Annotated in this window: 18 protein-coding genes; 10 read left to right on the top strand and 8 right to left on the bottom strand. The window is 45.5% G+C overall.

What is annotated here, in order from left to right; all coding sequences use genetic code 11:
- Positions 1-104 precede the first annotated feature (104 nt).
- A complete protein-coding gene (locus IPJ71_06100; GenBank protein ID MBK7843257.1) occupies positions 105-1,358 on the top strand; it encodes a hypothetical protein in 1,254 nt (417 codons plus the stop codon).
- A 14-nt stretch (positions 1,359-1,372) separates the two neighbouring features.
- On the opposite strand, the gene IPJ71_06095 is transcribed toward IPJ71_06100, so the two are convergent.
- Positions 1,373-2,338 carry a tetratricopeptide repeat protein gene (locus IPJ71_06095; protein ID MBK7843256.1) on the bottom strand — a complete coding sequence of 322 codons (966 nt, stop codon included), beginning with the start codon at positions 2,336-2,338 and terminating at the stop codon, positions 1,373-1,375.
- A 624-nt stretch (positions 2,339-2,962) separates the two neighbouring features.
- Between IPJ71_06095 and IPJ71_06090 the strand changes: the two genes are divergently transcribed.
- The 3 genes from IPJ71_06090 (at position 2,963) to IPJ71_06080 (ending at position 6,525) form a co-directional block, all read left to right on the top strand.
- Entirely contained in the window at positions 2,963-3,496 is a 534-nt protein-coding gene (locus tag IPJ71_06090; GenBank protein MBK7843255.1) for an FMN-binding protein, read from the top strand.
- A 105-nt stretch (positions 3,497-3,601) separates the two neighbouring features.
- The gene (locus IPJ71_06085; protein ID MBK7843254.1) at positions 3,602-5,581 is read left to right on the top strand and encodes an RDD family protein; all 1,980 of its coding nucleotides are present in this window, start codon (positions 3,602-3,604) and stop codon (positions 5,579-5,581) included.
- The gene (locus tag IPJ71_06080) at positions 5,578-6,525 is read left to right on the top strand and encodes a rhomboid family intramembrane serine protease (GenBank protein MBK7843253.1); all 948 of its coding nucleotides are present in this window, start codon (positions 5,578-5,580) and stop codon (positions 6,523-6,525) included. Before IPJ71_06085 ends, IPJ71_06080 begins: the two co-directional genes overlap by 4 nt.
- 9 nt (positions 6,526-6,534) lie before the next feature.
- Here the strand turns inward: IPJ71_06080 and pruA are convergent, their stop codons facing one another.
- Positions 6,535-9,498, bottom strand: a complete 2,964-nt coding sequence (gene pruA / locus IPJ71_06075; protein ID MBK7843252.1) for an L-glutamate gamma-semialdehyde dehydrogenase — start codon at positions 9,496-9,498, stop codon at positions 6,535-6,537.
- Between the two features lie 304 nt (positions 9,499-9,802).
- Between pruA and IPJ71_06070 the strand changes: the two genes are divergently transcribed.
- Positions 9,803-9,991: a response regulator gene (locus tag IPJ71_06070; protein ID MBK7843251.1), complete on the top strand. Its 189-nt coding sequence runs from the start codon at positions 9,803-9,805 to the stop codon at positions 9,989-9,991.
- A 53-nt stretch (positions 9,992-10,044) separates the two neighbouring features.
- Positions 10,045-10,503, top strand: a complete 459-nt coding sequence (locus IPJ71_06065; GenBank protein MBK7843250.1) for a response regulator transcription factor — start codon at positions 10,045-10,047, stop codon at positions 10,501-10,503.
- Between the two features lie 78 nt (positions 10,504-10,581).
- Here IPJ71_06065 and IPJ71_06060 read toward each other — a convergent pair whose 3' ends face one another.
- Positions 10,582-10,749: a hypothetical protein gene (locus tag IPJ71_06060; GenBank protein ID MBK7843249.1), complete on the bottom strand. Its 168-nt coding sequence runs from the start codon at positions 10,747-10,749 to the stop codon at positions 10,582-10,584.
- A 206-nt stretch (positions 10,750-10,955) separates the two neighbouring features.
- On the opposite strand from IPJ71_06060, the gene IPJ71_06055 reads away from it, so the two are divergent.
- The 3 genes from IPJ71_06055 to IPJ71_06045 all read left to right on the top strand — a co-directional run bounded on the left by IPJ71_06055 (position 10,956) and on the right by IPJ71_06045 (position 11,983).
- Positions 10,956-11,237 (top strand): hypothetical protein, encoded by a 282-nt coding sequence (locus IPJ71_06055; protein MBK7843248.1) that lies wholly within the window; start codon positions 10,956-10,958, stop codon positions 11,235-11,237.
- 22 nt (positions 11,238-11,259) lie between these two features.
- A complete protein-coding gene (locus tag IPJ71_06050) occupies positions 11,260-11,577 on the top strand; it encodes a matrixin family metalloprotease (protein MBK7843247.1) in 318 nt (105 codons plus the stop codon).
- Between the two features lie 166 nt (positions 11,578-11,743).
- Entirely contained in the window at positions 11,744-11,983 is a 240-nt protein-coding gene (locus IPJ71_06045; protein MBK7843246.1) for a hypothetical protein, read from the top strand.
- A gap of 5 nt (positions 11,984-11,988) precedes the next feature.
- Here the strand turns inward: IPJ71_06045 and IPJ71_06040 are convergent, their stop codons facing one another.
- From IPJ71_06040 to IPJ71_06030, 3 genes are all read right to left on the bottom strand, one after another.
- Positions 11,989-12,507 (bottom strand): biopolymer transporter ExbD, encoded by a 519-nt coding sequence (locus IPJ71_06040; protein MBK7843245.1) that lies wholly within the window; start codon positions 12,505-12,507, stop codon positions 11,989-11,991.
- Positions 12,508-12,595: 88 nt separating this feature from the next.
- Complete coding sequence (locus tag IPJ71_06035) at positions 12,596-13,132, bottom strand: biopolymer transporter ExbD (protein MBK7843244.1); 537 nt, start codon at positions 13,130-13,132, stop codon at positions 12,596-12,598.
- A 21-nt stretch (positions 13,133-13,153) separates the two neighbouring features.
- Positions 13,154-13,885: a MotA/TolQ/ExbB proton channel family protein gene (locus IPJ71_06030; protein ID MBK7843243.1), complete on the bottom strand. Its 732-nt coding sequence runs from the start codon at positions 13,883-13,885 to the stop codon at positions 13,154-13,156.
- 208 nt (positions 13,886-14,093) lie between these two features.
- On the opposite strand from IPJ71_06030, the gene IPJ71_06025 reads away from it, so the two are divergent.
- Positions 14,094-14,885 carry an undecaprenyl-diphosphate phosphatase gene (locus IPJ71_06025; protein ID MBK7843242.1) on the top strand — a complete coding sequence of 264 codons (792 nt, stop codon included), beginning with the start codon at positions 14,094-14,096 and terminating at the stop codon, positions 14,883-14,885.
- A 5-nt stretch (positions 14,886-14,890) separates the two neighbouring features.
- On the opposite strand, the gene IPJ71_06020 is transcribed toward IPJ71_06025, so the two are convergent.
- Together IPJ71_06020 and IPJ71_06015 are read right to left on the bottom strand one after the other, a co-directional pair.
- Positions 14,891-16,453 carry an Hsp20 family protein gene (locus IPJ71_06020; GenBank protein ID MBK7843241.1) on the bottom strand — a complete coding sequence of 521 codons (1,563 nt, stop codon included), beginning with the start codon at positions 16,451-16,453 and terminating at the stop codon, positions 14,891-14,893.
- 120 nt (positions 16,454-16,573) lie between these two features.
- Positions 16,574-16,975: a hypothetical protein gene (locus IPJ71_06015; protein ID MBK7843240.1), complete on the bottom strand. Its 402-nt coding sequence runs from the start codon at positions 16,973-16,975 to the stop codon at positions 16,574-16,576.
- Positions 16,976-17,025: the final 50 nt, after the last annotated feature.

Below are 17,025 nucleotides of genomic sequence, written 5' to 3'. Positions count from 1 at the left end.
TCTTTATCAGCCTGAAAACGAGAAGACCGGAGTGATAAGTCCGGTCTTTTTTTTGGTGAGGTGGTACATTCGGGCTGATGTGCAATTGAGCCTTTGAGATTTTTGTGAGAAAAGTGATCGGAAGAATGTTGACAAGACAACCATGGATTTTATGGATCTCAGGTTTTCTTCTGGTACCCCTCTTCGCGGGTATCGCTTACTATTCAGAGAAGTACAGCCTTCATCTCGAAATGATTTCTTATGTTTGCAGTCTGGTTGAAGAGAAATTCTACAATGAGTCCGATGAACTTGCGAAATGGGCGGACGGCTGTAGGTCGGAGGCCCAGAAAATGGGCTACCTCGAAGATACCCATACTGTTCTGTCCCGATTGCAGGCTCAGCTCTACCGCCTTGGGATCTCTCATTCGGCAATTTATACACCTTCAGAGGATAGGCTTCTATGGGAGGGTCAGGGGAGAGAGAATGGGACCCGTGTTCGCCAAGTTGAAGATAAATATGTTGTCATCGAGGTGCTGCCAGGTAGCGCGGCTCTCAGGGCCGGAATTGCTCCTGGAGATATTGTTGAAGAATATGCAGGCGAGGCTGTCTATTCAGAGTGGCAACTCAATCAATTTTCTGGAACATTTGTTCTTCGTCGTGGTGAGAAGCGATTTTCAGTTTTTTTGGAGCCGACAGAAATCAATGTCGATTTTAATCCTGTATTAACCCCTGCAAAAAAAGATGTTGGACTTTTGAAAATATCTAGCTTTCGGAATTCCTATTTTAAAAAGGAAGACTGGTTAAAAATTGTGAAGGCGATGGCGCAATACAAGGCAATGATAATTGATATTCGAGAGAACCATGGCGGCGGATTTGTTTCTGCTCTTCGCGCACTCTCTCCCTTCTTTTGTGACAGAACCAGGATTGGACGCCTTCTCCAGCCGAGAAAAAATAAGGGATTGAAATTGGAATTTGAGGACAACATGGACGAGGCCTATCAGCACCGACTCTTGGACGTGGCGGGAGAAGTAGGGCTCTTTACTTATCCGGGATATGGCTGCTTTCGGGGGCCAGTAACAGTTTTGACCAATTTTCAAACGGGTTCGGTTTCTGAGATCTTCGCTTACGCTTTTAAGCTGAGGGCCCTTTCCCGAGTATGGGGAGAGCCGACTGCGGGAGATGTTGTTCTCGCGATATGGTATTTTTTATTTCCGTTGCCTAGAGGCTATAGTATCTCTGTTCCTGAAGCTATGTATCTCACTCACGATGAGATAAATCTCGAAGCGGGAGGGGTATGGCCCGACAGAATACTCAGCTACCACCTGGAGGATGCCGTTCGTGGTCTTGACACGTGGATTGAGCAGGCAAGCGTTCAGTAAGAATTTCTTTGCTGTTAATCTTTGACTTTTCGTTTGCAGTCTTGAATTTGTTTCGTGTAGCGACGGGAGAGTTCATCTTTCTTTGCCAGTCGCAATTTTCCTGCAGCTTCTCTGATCTTTTCGACCACATTTTCGTCGATTTCACAGGCCTTTGAGAGGGTTGCCAGGGCGTCCTCGTGATTTTCCTGTTCGAATTGGCAGACAGCTAATCCGGCCAAAGAACGTGATGACTTTTCATCGGCCGAGACAGCCTTAGAGAAATATGTTTGCGCCCCCGTGTAGTTTTTCTGACGCAAATAATACTCGCCTGTGGCCCATTGGACAAATTCCGATTTCTGAAATCGGCGCGCAGCTTGAATCAATACCTTGCCAGCACTTGTTTCATCCTTGCTATCGATGAGGCTTTGGGCCAAGTAGACATAGTTGTCTGGAAAATCCCTATCGATACTCATGGCTTTACGACATCCTTTTATTGCGGATTCAAGATACCCATCGATCGAATCAAGCCGACAAAGGTGGGAGTAGATAAGGGGATCCTTTCCAAATATCTTGACCATGTCACGTAGAATATTACGACTTTCATAGTTGTTTTTTGTGCGCTGAAAAATATCAAGCAGAGAGTCATAAGCTTGCCGAAATCGTCTCTGAATTTTAATTGCGTCTCTCATGCTGATTGTGGCTTCGGTGAATTTCTCAGTTTTAAGATAGGCCAGGCCTACTCTGTAGTGTATGTCATATCTCTTTGGACCCCTTTCCAAAGCCTTCTTTAGGACCCTTATTTCGTCCGTGTATTTTTCGACATTTTGGTAGGCCACTGCGAGCTGAAGGAGAGAACTCAATGAAAGCTCATCAGTAAAGGGGCTAAGAAGTTCAATCACCTTTATTTCGTGACCCTTAGTCCTAGAATATTGAAGCGCCAGCGAAGATCTTATTCTAATGTTGTCTGGTTCAGCTTTCAGTTCTTCTTCAAGCATGGACATGGATTCTTCTGTTTCTGCCAGACTTATACTTGGTGAGTACTTTCCCAGGAAAGAAAAAAAGGAGAGGTAAAACAAAAGGAAATACAAAAACAAGAAGATGGAAATTTTCTGAATTAGCCGAGATCTTGAATCATCAAGGAAACGCATTACTTAGTTTAGCTCTCCTTTTCTCAGCTGAGAAGAAAAGATAGGCCTTTGGCCGAGGTTTAATGAAATTTTTCTGTGTGGAGTACACAAAATGGCGTCCCGATCCGAAATGGTATGAGAAAGAGCTGTCGATTCAAGCCCTTTGCCACAGTTTGTATCATTTTGAACCAAGCACGGGAGGCAATAAATGTTGAGCAGTCGTCTAAGCTTTCGTCACTTTAGTGCACTGAATTGATCGTAACCGCGGCATGGCCTTCGCAAATTATGAAATCCAGATGCTATTATAAGCGAGTGAGATAAAAGAAGGAATATCAGATGTCAGAGCAGGGCGGTAAAGTCATAGAGCTACCAATTAGACCTCGAGTCCAAGAGTTGAAGAATGGGATTGCGCTGAAATCCTCCAATTTCGAGTTGAAACAACATCGAAGAAAGATTTTAACCTCGGTTTCGATTGTGTCCATCGTATTAGGGGTCACTATGGCAAATAAAGTTCTCCTTGATCGGCCGGGATCGGATTCTAGTTCTCGTTCCTTGCGGTCTTCTAGTCCTTCTCGTTCTATAGCAAGCCTTGGAGATACTGATGGTTCCAAGAGTCGCGATTGGACCTGGGAGCGTCAGATGACCAATCAGCTCATTGAATCGGGCTCTCGCGCACCAGCGAGCGTGGGAACCAAGCCTTCGGTTGAGGATCAACTTCAGTTTGGACTGCTTGAAGGCAAGTATGCCGTGAAGATAAGAAATGGAAAATTGGAAAACATTCGTTTTGTATCTTTGTCTGAGCAACCGAAGTATCTGGTGGATCGAGCAGACTTTATCGATAAATATCGAGGACTCATTGCCCCTGAGTTCGAAGAAGCCAGACTAAAGGACCACACTTCGAGTGGTCGCAAGACACAGGAAACATACGCTTTGGTTGCAGGAAATCGCAAGGTTGCCGAGGTTTCCTTTGAACTTGATCTTCAGGATCGCCTTCTCAATTTTGCTGTGCACAAGTCAGAACAGGACCAATAAAGCCTTTTTTCTCCTTCGAACCCTTCCTGCCAATTTTTTTTCTGTGCCTCTCGTCCAGAACAACTGAGGTTAGTTATTGGCCAAAAACAGCCGATAGGTCACTGCATGGTCATTGAGGATTTATCGGTACCTGGGACCGAAAAAAATAGGACGGAGAATGGTCGTAAAGGGAGGCGTGGCGGACGTCGTCCCCTCTGTTTGGCATCTCCTGTGGATCGTTTGGCTGCGGTCGTGACTGATTTGGTTTTGGTGATTCTCCCGATATCTGCTGTCCTTGGAGCACCTTTTAAGCAGGGAATAATGAAGGCACTGGTTCTTCAGGATGAGACAGATTTCTATTTTTTTCTTTTTCTCCTGTTTGTGACATCAGCATGTGTGGTCATTGCCTATCAGACAGCCATGGTCAGTCTGTGGGGCGCTACTTTAGGAAAAATGTTTTGGGGTTTACGAGTAGAATGGCTGTGGAAACGTCGAAATCCAAGCTTTTCAATGGCCCTGCTTCGTTCTGTTTTTTGGATTGTAGATTCTGTCTTCCTATTCGTTCCTCATTTGTCTGTTTTTGCCAATGAAAAGAGAAGGCCTTTCCACGATCGAATCTCTGATACAGTCGTTGTAACAACCAGGGGCGGAGGAGTGAGAACTCCCGGAATGATTGAAGCCTCGTTTGTACACGGTGTCGGCGCTGCATTAGCTGTATTTGGAACCCTGTTTATGGGCTTCAGTTCAATTGATCTTTATATGCGATCAAAAGGCGAAGATTCGCTCTTTGGAGTTTTGAAGTCTGAAAGAGTCTTGTGCGATGCTGTTGGTGTGGCGATGGAAGATTGGCCCTCCTCCTCTTCTTCTTCGGGTGAATCGCTTGAGCGTCTGAGTGTGGCCATGGCGCTTTTTGCATCGGGTGAGATTTCTGCTCCTTGCTTGAGGTCTGAGGTGGAAGACTCTTTGGTGAGGCAAGGAATTGAAAGTCCAATGGCTTACTTGGCTCAATCGTTTGTCTATTCCGATAGTGCAGAGTTATCGGATCGATATTTGGACCAGGTTTGCAAATTGGATATGAGATCTGATAGTTGCAAAATGAGCCGCATTGTGGAGATGTGGATGGATGAGGACTGGACAAAAATTGATGATCTCTTCAACGAGTTAAACCATACAAAAGAACCCTATATTTTGACTTGGGCAGTTAGACATTTCATGCGACGTGAGAATTTCCAGATGGCCCTTTCATTTTTAGACAAAATGGGCCCCAGCATTGCCTTGGGTTCGTTTGTCGGAATTCAAAGGACAAAAGCCTATTGGAATCTGAGCCGAAAAGAAGAGGCTCGTGCGGCCGCAGATATTGCGATTAATACCATGGGTCCTGCAAATCGCATCGATCTTGCGAGTTGGTTGTGCAAGGAAGAAATTGATGAAAACTGTGCGGGAGTGAGCCGCTCAAGCTGCTTGATCATGAACAAAATACTAGAGAAATCAGATGAGTATTTAGCTGATCGAGATATCGCGCTGACCTACATTAAGAATTTTGAATGCGATGATACAAAGGGCAAGTCTTATGATGAATTAAAACGGGAAGTATCTTTCCCGGAGGGACGCCAGCTAATTGGGGCATTGACGCTTATTCATGGAAGTGCGGCTCAGGAAGGGCGACGGGAACTTTGGAAGTTGGCACAAGATAAAAAGGCCTCGGAGAATTATCGTGAGGAAGCCCGTCATTATTTGGCCAGTTCGGCTCAAAGCTCATTTGATCTAGAGGCCCTTTATTCAGAATGGAAGCACGAGGTGTTGACTCCTCATTGGAGAAAGCGTGGCGAGAGACTTTTCAACAACTACTATCGATTGAAGAATTTTGACCGCTCTTGGGAAATCGGCCAGACCCTCGTCAAAGACGATGGAGGCAGAATTGATTCAAAAACGCGGGAGGAGATAATCGTTGCGGGATTTAAGGTAGGGGAGATGAAGTCTGCTTACCTTCTTATGAAAGAGCTTTTTCCGAGTCAGGAAAAACTGACTACAGGTCGGCATCCCGCAAGTGGGAGCCAATTTGAGTTGGTTAGCAGGTCTCTCATCCAGGAGTTTAAAAACAAGTGATAATTCCCTACCTTTACGGGATTCTTAGATTTCAAAAATGTCCGATTACCTGGATTCTTTTCGGGCTTAATGTTTTGGTTATGTTCTCCACGATGCCTGACCTCAATAGGGCTCAAGAAAGTCTCGATAAGGCCTTTGAGGACGAATACTACATTTCTTCCCAGGGTCATTTCTACGCTGAATTTATCAACGATAACCAGGCGTTTTACAGCCCCCTTTTAAGGACACTATCGCTGAAATCACTCAGTGGTGATGAAGACAAAACCAAGTTGTTGGGGAATCTCGCTCTTCGTAGCGACAAATTTCTAAAGGAAGGCCCCAGTTATCCCTTTAAAGGGGATCAAGTTGCTCGAGGATGGTGGATCGAGAAGTTTGCGGAGCTCAGGAAGATTCAGGAAGGCCATCCGAATTTTGTTCTCGGTTTGAATTCTGATCACATTGGTTTTAAATATTGGATCAATTACCAATTTGTGCACAGTGGATTTTCTCACTTTGCTTTCAATATGGCTTTTCTATTCGTATTTGGCTGTTATCTCGAAACTCTTTTTGGCGGACTTCTCGTTTTAATTACCTATCTTGGATCTGGAGTCATGGGTGCTGCAAGCTTCTTGCTTATAAATGGTGCGACAGGCGCCCCCCTCATTGGTGCAAGTGCTGCGGTGAGTGGCTTGATGGCATTGGTCTGTTTGCTGCACTGGCGAGTTCCTGTGCGGTGCTTTTATTGGTTGTTTATTCCGGTGAAGGGCTATTCGGGCTTCGTCAATGTCCCTGCTTGGATTATATTTTTTCTTTGGCTCGCCACTGACCTTGCCGGGTATTTCGGGTCTGTGCCTGAATTTGGTGGAATAGCTCACACGGCCCATCTCGGCGGGCAAATGAGCGGAGCTCTTATTGGCATAATTCTCCTCATTATCGGAAAGCTACGAGTTCAACTTCAGAATTGATGCGCTGATTTAGACTTCTTTGGGTGCAAAGCCTCGGCGCATTGTATTTTCCGTTGTGGTTCGCGGTTCCAAGAATTGCAGCAAATAATCAGGGCCCCCAGCTTTGCTGCCGATTCCTGACATTTTAAAACCTCCAAAGGGATGGCGGTCCACCATGGCTCCGGTAATCCCACGGTTGATATAGAGATTCCCCACCATCAGATCAGAACGTACCCGCTCGATGTGGGCGGGGCTGCGGGAATAGACTCCACCTGTGAGGCCATAGACAGTGCCGTTTGCGATCTCGATTGCCTCTTCGATATCTTTGGCGCGAATAACTGAAAGGACAGGGCCGAATATTTCATCCATTGCCAAGGCCGATTTGGGATCAACTTCGGTGAAAATGGTGGGAGGAATAAAATAGCCTTCGCTGGGAGTATCACCTTGGTAGGCGAGCTTTGAATGAGTTTTTGCCTCTTCAATGACTCGTAAAATCCGGTCTCGTGATTCTTGATCGATCACGGGCCCCATAAAGGTATGGGACAACTCAGAATGATTCACGACAAAACTCTTTGTGGCCTCAATGAGCCGATCCAAAAATCTTTGGTAGATACCTTCGATCACAATCACTCGACTACAGGCAGAACACTTTTGTCCTTGGAAGCCAAAAGCTGAATGGAGAACGCCTCCTACGGCTTCGTCGAGATCAGCATCTGAATCGATGATGATCGCGTTTTTTCCACCCATTTCAATAACGCATTTCTTAAGTCCCTTTTGTCCGGGAAGACAAATGCTTGCTTTGTTAAAAATGTGCAAACCAACTTGTTGTGAACCCGTAAACGCAATGAGATCAATGTCCTTGTGTCCGGTCAGGTATTCTCCAATCTCTTCGCCAAAACCGGGAAGAAATTGGACGACACCCGGAGGAAGACCGGCCTCGATCATGAGTTTCATCAGCTCGGCCGCGACAACAGAACTTTGCTCGGCAGGCTTCATGATAACAGCATTTCCTGTTACGAGAGAAGCACTCACCATACCGGTCAGAATAGCCAGAGGGAAATTCCATGGCGCAATGACGAGAGAAATGCCGCGCGGGATATAGTGATAGAGGCTTATTTCGCCGGGGGCGTTGCCGACACGAAAAGGCTTTCCTAATCGACGCATTTCTTTTGCGTAGTAGCGACAAAAATCGATAGCCTCTGTGATATCCCCGTCTGCCTCGGTCCAAGTCTTTCCGACTTCGAGGACTTCAAGTGCCGCCAGCTCAAATCGATCTCTCATTATCAACGAGGCCAATTTTTCAAGATAAATTGCTCTCTCTTCAGGACTCCTCTTACTCCAGAGTCGAAAGGCGGCTTTGGCTCCCTGAATAGCCATTTCGGCTTCAGCAATTCCTGCGACGCAAATCCGGCCGACAATCTGATCTGGTTGAGAAGGATTGGTACTGCTGAGGAAGCGCTCCGTTTTGATTTCTTTGTTGTCAATGAGAAGGGGGAAAATTGCGCCAATCTGTAGCTTTCGATCTTTAATTGACTGCATCATGTGATGGCGATTTTTCTCTATCCCAAAATCCAGAAGAGGTTCGTTAAAAAAGCCTTCTTCTCTGTTGACGGTGCCCGTTGTTTTGATGAGGTCTTCTGCGGGATTAGCCAACAGTAATTCTGAAGACAGGTTGTCCGCAAATTTCGATTTGAGAAATGATTCGTTGGAAGTATTTTCGAGGAGTCTTCTGACCAAATAAGCCATTCCAGGAATGAGTTCTCCGACGGCTGCATATTCGCGCACACGATAACCCATCTTCGAACATGCTCGCTTTATTGGATCGGCCATGCCATAAAGCATTTGTATCTCAATGGCTTTTTTATCCAGCCCAAGTTCCTCTGCCATGACCATGCCGGCCGCGAGGGACCGAACATTGTGGGAGGCAATGGCCACTCGAATCGAAGGGTAATTTTCCAAAAGAACCTGAAGGCAGTTTTCATAGTTCCAGTCGGATTCCTTCTTATTCAAGTAGACCGGAGAATTCCAATTGCGTTGCCTCGAGAGTATAGTTTCAAAATCCCAATAGGCTCCCTTGACTAAACGAATGGTAAAGGGCACTCCGCGCGTGTCCGCAAATCTGATCAACTCCTGCACGTCGTGAAGAGAGTCCCGAAGATAAGCCTGGATGACGATACCCCAGAAAGGATAGTTTTTGAAATCGGGCTCCATCAAAAGATCTCGAAAAATCTTTAAAGTGAGATCTTTGTGGTCGAATTGCTCCATGTCGATGTTCACAAAAACACCATGTTCCCTGGCCATGTGAAAAATAGGGCGGAGCCTCTCTTTGACAATTTCGATCGAATGCTCCCAAGCTCTTGAAGAGACCTGGGAATAGAGTGCCGTCATTTTTACGGAGATATTTACTTTCGGTAAATCTCCCGTCGCGTCCTGATCAATGTGTGGATTGCTTGTCCAATCCGCTGAGTCTTTGCTGAGCCAAGAGACAAGTTCCAAGTAGCGACCCTGGTAATCGAGGGCCTCTTTTTCAGAGAGGGTTGCTTCGCCAAGGAGGTCGACGGTAAAGCAGAGGTTGTTTTTGCGTGCTTTTTTGAGCACGGGCAGGGCCTCTTTCGGAGTTTCTCCCGTGATAAACATTTTGGCCATTTGAGTGACATTTTTTCTGACTGCATTTGCGAGCAGAGAAGGAGCCAAGGATCCCATTCCTAATCCAACATTGAATATCGAAGGAAGCTCTTCACCTTCGCTGGCCGTGAAGTACTCTTTGAGATGGCGGGCTACTTCTGAGCCAGAATGGAGATAGGGTAAGACGTCGACAAAACGGAACATCTGGGTCTTGAAGTGCTCGTTCTTCATGCTCCAATCCATGATGCGGCCATACCACCAATCACGGTTGAAAATGGAGGAAGACTCTCCCTCCATTGAGCGAAAGATCAATTCGCCTTTTGATTGAATTTTGATTTGATATTTTTCTCGTTCGCCCAAATGACGCATTTGACTCATACGCCCACCCATTAAATCTGAAGATTTGATTTCGCCCCAGGTCCCCGCGGGCGATTATGATCGGGCGATTCTGCATTTTCAAGCCTTTTTCAATTTCCTTAAAATCCAAATGAGGCAGGCAACGCAATAGGTTGCTTGCTGTATATGAAGGAGCGTGTCATCTGTTAGGTTTGTATTTTATTTCGCATATTGTCTAAATAGGAATAGTTAGGTAGATATACGGGGATGGGGTAACTCCCGTTCGATGAGAGCTTCCGTTTGGTGATTTCTTTTTTTGGTTGGACAGGATGGTTGTATGTCGTTGCCAAGGATCCTTGTAGTAGATGACGAATCAGAAATTCGTGACTGTTTGGTTGCGATTCTTGAAAGTCAGGAATTTTCTGTGAGGGCCCTTGAAAGTGGAAATGAGCTTATTTCTACGATAGAATCATTCTCTCCCAACCTGATCATTTTGGATTATTCGTTGCCGGGCAAGAGTGGGTAGAGCTCATTAAGATACTCCGACATAATAAGAATTATTGCACCCTTCCGATCATCATGCTGACTGGTCTGGACAACGAAAATGAAAAAGTGGAGGCGCTGGAGCTGGGAGCTGACGACTATATTTTAAAACCTTTTTCTTCCGAAGAATTGGGAGCTCGCGTTCGGGCCGTTTTAAGACGTGTTCAGACAGAATCTGGAATTGACAAGCTAGAGGACGGCGACCTGAAGATCGACTTGCAGGCGTACAAGGTCGCGGCAAAAGGCAAAGAGATTTATCTCACACTCACAGAGTTTCGAATCTTAACTGAGCTGATCAAGCAGAAGGGCAAGGTTTTGACCAGAGACCGACTTCGTGAGACGGCTCTCGGAAACCTCAATGTAACAGATAGAACCATAGACGTGCATATGGCTTCACTGCGAAAAAAATTGTATGAGATTTCTCCTGTAATTGAAACTGTGCGCGGCGTTGGTTATCGGTACTCGACATTTGAAGCGGCAGGGACAAAATCTTAATACTTTAAGTACATGATAAATCCCAATGGCAGGTGGTGGGGAGCTTTGCTCCCCCCCAGGCTAGGTCTTTCAGATGGGCTATTTGGCCTTCAAGGTCCCACGATTGTGGCAGAGGGCCGGAAGTGACTGACTGAGTTCTATCGCAAATTCAATGCCAGCAATTTGGTGGCGTTTTGACACTGGAAATCTTTGGTTCTCTTTGCGCGCAAGTGCCATATCTTGCCGGTGGCTCTGTTCATCTCGCATACAAATATGAACCTATCTAAAATCAAGTAGTTAGAGCTTTCGAGGGCGAACTTCCTGGCCGAGACAAAAATGGGAAGACACAAGAAAATGACTTCAGTTCCTCTATAACTTAGAAAAGTACTTTAAAATCAAATAGTTAGAGAAAGTTCGAAATTGCCACAAACGGCCTCAATCTTGCGATGTCTGTTTCCAGGAGGTCTCGACCGATGAAGTGGCGATTCGTAGCTATTGGCGTTCTCATAGCCTTTATTTTGTTTATTCAAGCCTGTGGTCAGCGTCCTCCTCCTCAGGACTCTTGTAACTTCGTTCAAAATAGCGAGGCTCAGAGGGTCTCTTGGAAGGGAAGGGTGCCAGTTAAACTGCATTTGCATTCATCGGTCCCGCCCCAGAGCGTCTTACCCATTGAGGCAGCCATTGACGAATGGACGCGCAGGTTAGGGCACCCCTTCCTTACAGATCGAGCTGACAGGCGTATCAGGGCCTGCTGAGCCTAATAAGGATGGATCCTCAATGATCTATTGGCTTAGGCAATGGGAGTCTGACCGTCGCACTGAACAAGCGAGAACAACGGTATATTGGACAGGTAGTCGTATTTATGAAGCGGATATTCGCGTCAATGCCCAAAATTTCCTATTTTATAATGGAGATGGGAGCGAAATTTTCTCTGGAGTGGATCTGGTCTCCCTTATGGTGCATGAGTTTGGCCACGTTTTGGGACTTTCCCACAACGAAGCAGCAGCCAGTGTCATGGCAACCACGCTGGCAAGCGGGACATTAAGAAGAGTTCCGTCAAAGACGGATTTGGACTCTATTCATTGTGAGTACTAGGAGTGAAGAAGTAAGGATCGTGAAAAAGTTCCAATTTGGTACCGTTTTTTGGGAATGTTTTGTCATTGTAAGTTAATTTAAGTTCTGGTTTTGAGAGTCTATCGTTACGATCGAAGAAAATATCAGCAAGAAGTATGTTCTTGAAAGCATTTGTGAAGGAGTCCCAGTGGGAGTAAAAGAATCTCAGGAAATTGCAACCGTAGTGTTTGGAGGAATCCAGTTTCGGTCGGAGCCGACCGCTCTCACGTCTTATTTGTCCCCGGCTTATCATGAATTAGCAGGACTCAGTCCCGAGCCACTGGACGTATTGAGTCAGCTCAAGGTAAATCTCTCTCAAATTGAAGACCTTCATGGCCGTTTGAATTTTATGGTTACTGAAGTGAGTGAATTGATCAAAAAGTCCTAGAGAAGTTAAAAATCCTTGGCAGCCACGGCCAGTTTTACGTTTGGATATCCAGCAAGCATTGATGTGTACATGACCTTCTGAAGCAGAGAGTAAGGCATGTCACGATCTGCTTGCATGAGGACGCGCCCATCGAATTCAACAGTTTCATTCTGCTTAGAAATATCTTGAGTTTGTTTGGCCTTTTCATCGAGTTCTTTGAATAGACCTGGAATGAAGGAAGGATCTGAGGCGTCAATGTCTTTGCTGCTCAAGGAGCCAGATGCATCAAACTCGACGACTCTTTTATCCTCAATGAACACGCCTTTTTTTGATATAACCATTTTAATGACGTCCACTGGTTCCTGAAGGGAATTTGAAGTTGGCAGCCTCAAATCTGCGTTGGGCGTAATATTCACGGGCGAAGTTGAATAGCTTTTTAACAAAAAAACAAGAATGATAACAAACATATCAACCATGGAAGTGATTTGGATCTTAAAAGTTGATGGGAGTCGCTTTTCCATGTGGCGTTTTATTCCACCTGCCATAAAATTCCCCTTTCAGTTTCCGCCAATTGAATTTTTTCTGACGCGCTCATGATGTTTTCCTTGTCCCATTCGCTCTTTCTTTTCAGTCTCATTTTACGACGTTTGCAAAGGTCACATTCGGAAACATGAGATCGGTTTCAGCCATTTGGCCCGTCTTTTCATCCTTAACCGTCACTTTTCCCTCGCTTGCGGGCAGACGCCGAACGACGTCGAGTGTTTTGACGAGATCGTCGTAAGTGACATTTGCATCTGGTATTAAATCAATCGTAAAAATATCAACGTACTGCCGTTTTAGATTCGCGGAGGCTTTTGCCAGACCATCGTAATCCAGAAGTCCATTTTTGCCGGCAACTTCGAATTCTTTTTTCTTTCCGTTGTCAGATACAACGTAGCCAAAGGCACCCTTTTCGATCTTGAGAGAGACAAATACAGCAGGTTTTTTATCCTCTTGCTGCTCTTTGATCTTTTGAGCCACAACCTGAGGAATTGAGGTTTCGATCATGCGAATTTGAACAAAGACCACGCTCAATAAGAGCATAGGTATGATGGATACAATAATATCAAGAAAGGGAGCCAAATTGAGATCGTAGGTTGCATCTGCTTTTCTGGTTCTATGAATACGCATCTGCCTCTTCCTTGAAGGAGTTCATGAAGCCTTCGGAGCTGATCCCGGAGGAGGTGGAGTCTTTTCCTTGCTTGTGATTTTCTCACCGCGAAGATCAGTTGGATAAATATTTTGGTTTTGAACGGGCGAATAGGCTCGCTCGCTCAGCATTTCCATTATCTTCTGCGAATTTTCATCAATTTGTGAAAAAAGACGATTCTGCTTTTCATATAAAAAAGTGTACGCAAACATTGTGGGAATAGCGACGATAAGGGCGGCAGCGGTCGCCGTCATTGCAATTGAGATTCCCTGAGCCAGAATCGTTTGCTTTTGAGAAACATCGGCAAAGCTGATGGCTTTAAAGGCCACAATCAGACCAATTACGGTTCCAAGAAGGCCAACCAGTGTTACGACATTGGACACCATTTGAACTTGGCCCAGTCTTCTGACAAGTTTGGGAGCGATTTCTGAACTTGCAATGTCCAAAGACTGCGCGATGGCATGGTCTTCACGATCAGATTTTTCTAAGACCCTCTTGATGACATGCGCCAGCGGCTTTTTTTCGTTGGCAGCGCAAAAAGTGAGGGCTTCGTCGATCTTGTCCTCTCGAATAAGTTTCGACACTTGATTCATAAAGGGGCCAACCGGCAATGCGTAGTCGAAAAAGAGAGCCTTAAATCGATCAAGAATAAGAGTGAGAGCGTACAAGCCGATGAGACCGATGGCAATGTCAGCTATCTTGTAATTCACAAAGAAATTTAATAAGCCTTCCACAGAAGCAACCTCCCTGACTGTGCGGTTCCTTATACCTAGATCCATCGGTTCAGCCAGGATTTGACTTGAAACACAGATTTTTTGGCGATTTTTTTGACACCAGATGCCTTGTCCCGCTGCTGAGCGAACTCAATGCTATCTCAATCTGATCCATTCTTTTCCACGGCACTTGCTTGCCAAGGCTTTGGGTAAAAGGTAGCTTTTCCAAATGGACTTAGGACATGGAATACTTTTAGCTGTGGTTGAAGGGCTGACTGAGTTTTTGCCGATTTCTTCCACAGGGCACATCATTCTTACCTCTTATGTAATGGGAATTAGCGGAGAGTCCTTTGTGAAGGACTACACAGTGATTGTGCAATCTGGTGCGATTGCTTCGGTTTTAGTTCTTTATTGGAGGCGATTCTTTCGATCTATCGAATTTTATAAGAAATTGTTGATCGGTTTTTTGCCGGCCGGTGTGCTCGGCCTCTTGGTGAAGAACCATATCGACCGAATTTTGGATCGAACGGATGTTGTGGCCTGGTCCCTGTTGTTGGGAGGAGTTTTTCTTTTGTTGATTGACAGGCGAAATGGCGCCACTTCCCTCCCAGAAACCAAAGATGAGGAGAATGTTACATACAAGCAGGCCCTATTAATTGGTTTGGCCCAATGTGTGGCTTTTATCCCTGGGGTATCAAGGGCTGCAGCCACCATTGTGGGTGGTTTGTGGCAAGGTTTAGACCGCAAGAGTGCTGCTGAGTTCTCATTTATTCTTGCTGTTCCAACTTTGACGGGGGCGACCTTTATAAAATTGATCAAAATTGCACCGACGATCACTTCTGATCAAGTTACTGTCATCATTTTGGGGAATATGGTTTCTTTTGGAGTCGGATTGCTCGCTATTCGTTTTTTTATTTATTATCTCGGCAGATTTGGATTTAGCCAATTTGCGTGGTATCGGATCCTGTTGGGGTCATTGTTTTTGGGCATGAGTTATTTTGGTATAGCGATGGCCCATTAAATTAACTAGATAGTGAAATCCTTTGTTCCTGCTTTTGGAATCAAGACCTTCAGAATGCCATCTTGATACTCACGAGTGACGTCTTTTTCAACAGAGGGGTGACTCAGTGGAACCTCTTCTCGGAAAGTCTGATAATTGTTTGTTGTCATTCGTCTTCCGTCAGTGTGCACTTCGTCTTGAAATCGTCTCTTCCCAGAGATAATGAGTCGGTCCTCCTTTACGACTACGTCCACTTCGTTCTTTTGAGATTCTGGAACGCTGACTTCTAGGACATAGGCCCAGGGATTTTCTTTCAAGACAGAGTTAGCAGTGCGCAGGTGATAAAACGGGTCGTTTTGTCTATTTTGGTATTTCCCAACGGACTCCATGGCAGATTTTTTTTGCGTGTCCAGCTCATCAATGAGCCTCTCTTTTTGCGCTTCCAATACTTGGCGATTTCTGTCTTGGTTGGTGTTGAAGGCCTCTCGGAATTCAAGCTCCTGATTCTTGCGCATTTGTCGGAACAGCTGATCGTTTTTTTCCATATTCTGACGATGGAGCGCGAGAGATTCTTTCTTTTCTTGGTCCTGATTTGTTTGAAGCTCCTTCATTTGAACATCATGGGATTGTTTGGTTTTATCCATGTTTTCTCGGAAGTGGTCTTTTTGCCTTTGAACTTCAGTTTCTCCCCGATGGTGAATCATCGCGACTTCCTTATCGTATTCGGAGCGAACTTGTTCTTTTACCTGAGTTTGGCGTTCTCTTTCTTTTTTAAATATTTCGGTTTGTTCTTCCTTTGTGGCCTGAATGCGCTGCTCGCCCTCTCGCTGCTTCCCGCTCACTTCGTTATCCAGCTTGCTTCGCAGACGATCCAGTTGCTCATTTCCCTTTGAACGTTCATTTTCGTAGACTTCCTGATTTTGATTGCGAAGTTCCTTGATTCTTTCCTTCTCTTGGCTTGAGTAGGTGTGATACTGCTCTTCGCCCCGACGTCGTTCTTCGGCGAGCTGGGCTTGATGATGGCGACTGAGGTCTCTCTGCTCGTCACGGTTGTGTTCCACGAGCGCATTTTTTTGTTTGGATGTATTTTCACGCAGGCGATGTAGATCTTCGGCAGTAGACTTTTCGATCTGTTGGCGTTGTGCATTTTCCCGTTTGAGAAAATTTCGGGTGTTTTCAGCTTCTGTATGAAGAACCTCGTCTCGACGGGCGCGAGAGGCCGAGATATCTCTCGCATGTGCTTTTTCTAAAGTCTCTTGATCTTGCTTGAAGGCTGTCTTACGCACTTGAGCCTGCTTTCGCAGTTCTTCGTAGGTATTATGGCTTTTTGTTCTTTCGTTTTGAATTTCACGAGCGCTATTTTCTCGATTGGCGGTGATCGTCTGATCTGTGGTTTTACGAATGTGGTTCACAGTGCTTTCACCTGTTCGGCGCAGATCATCTGCCTTTTGTTGGTAGTTCTCGCGCAAGCGACTGAGATCCTCTTCGTTTTGTTCAACTGTTTGATCTCTCTGGCGTCGATATTGATCTTGCAAATACTGAAGGTCTTGGTTGTAGCGGGATTGTGCCCGGTTGATTTCCGCACTCATTTGGATCCCCTTCCTAGGAATCAGAGTCAGATAGTCTGTGATTTCAAAACTAGAAATCCATGTCTAGCGAACTCAGTGAGAGCAATGCCTCATTTTATTGATTGTACTTCTTTTGTAGAATCACGCGGAGGGTGGCGGGACCGAACTGGTCTTTGGTTGTGAGCTTGAGCTGTCTTCAATGGAGTTGCTTCCAGGATTAGGAGCGGAATCCCCCTTGTCCTTGGTCTCTTGGCGATTTGGACAAATGGGTTTGAAATTTCCTGTGTTGCCCCAGCAGCGCCAAGATCTCTTGATTTCAATCAACTCACCTTGTCGAAGGGGATAGTAGGTGGGATATTGTATGTCATCAAAGGTCGTGCGAATGAGTCGCTCAGTCCCATCATCGGGACGATAGAGGCGAAGTTCATAGGCACGGTATTCCCCCAATGCCCGTGACGATGTCTGTGACGTCATGATGAAAATCAATGAAACCAAGAGGGTCGAGGCCAGGTCCTTCACCTTTGGCTTATCGGTTGGTCCCAATAATTATTTAGTTCAGCGATCTCAATACTCCTGGGTCTTGGTTGATTTGT

The organism is Bdellovibrionales bacterium (assembly GCA_016714165.1).
Lineage (GTDB): Bacteria > Bdellovibrionota > Bdellovibrionia > Bdellovibrionales > UBA1609 > JADJVA01.
Note: the sequence above shows the minus strand (reverse complement) of the source record. Positions and strands in the feature narration are given on the sequence as shown.

Excerpts from the sequence above, each read along its gene's own strand:
- IPJ71_06095 (MBK7843256.1), bottom strand. The coding sequence starts at position 2,338 with ATGTCCATGCTTGAAGAAGAACTGAAAGCTGAACCAGACAACATTAGA.
- IPJ71_06090 (MBK7843255.1), top strand. The coding sequence starts at position 2,963 with ATGGCAAATAAAGTTCTCCTTGATCGGCCGGGATCGGATTCTAGTTCT.
- IPJ71_06085 (MBK7843254.1), top strand. The coding sequence starts at position 3,602 with ATGGTCATTGAGGATTTATCGGTACCTGGGACCGAAAAAAATAGGACG.
- pruA (MBK7843252.1), bottom strand. The coding sequence starts at position 9,498 with ATGCGTCATTTGGGCGAACGAGAAAAATATCAAATCAAAATTCAATCA.
- IPJ71_06070 (MBK7843251.1), top strand. The coding sequence starts at position 9,803 with ATGTCGTTGCCAAGGATCCTTGTAGTAGATGACGAATCAGAAATTCGT.
- IPJ71_06065 (MBK7843250.1), top strand. The coding sequence starts at position 10,045 with ATGCTGACTGGTCTGGACAACGAAAATGAAAAAGTGGAGGCGCTGGAG.
- IPJ71_06060 (MBK7843249.1), bottom strand. The coding sequence starts at position 10,749 with ATGCGAGATGAACAGAGCCACCGGCAAGATATGGCACTTGCGCGCAAA.
- IPJ71_06055 (MBK7843248.1), top strand. The coding sequence starts at position 10,956 with ATGAAGTGGCGATTCGTAGCTATTGGCGTTCTCATAGCCTTTATTTTG.
- IPJ71_06050 (MBK7843247.1), top strand. The coding sequence starts at position 11,260 with ATGATCTATTGGCTTAGGCAATGGGAGTCTGACCGTCGCACTGAACAA.
- IPJ71_06040 (MBK7843245.1), bottom strand. The coding sequence starts at position 12,507 with ATGGCAGGTGGAATAAAACGCCACATGGAAAAGCGACTCCCATCAACT.
- IPJ71_06035 (MBK7843244.1), bottom strand. The coding sequence starts at position 13,132 with ATGCGTATTCATAGAACCAGAAAAGCAGATGCAACCTACGATCTCAAT.
- IPJ71_06025 (MBK7843242.1), top strand. The coding sequence starts at position 14,094 with ATGGACTTAGGACATGGAATACTTTTAGCTGTGGTTGAAGGGCTGACT.
- IPJ71_06020 (MBK7843241.1), bottom strand. The coding sequence starts at position 16,453 with ATGAGTGCGGAAATCAACCGGGCACAATCCCGCTACAACCAAGACCTT.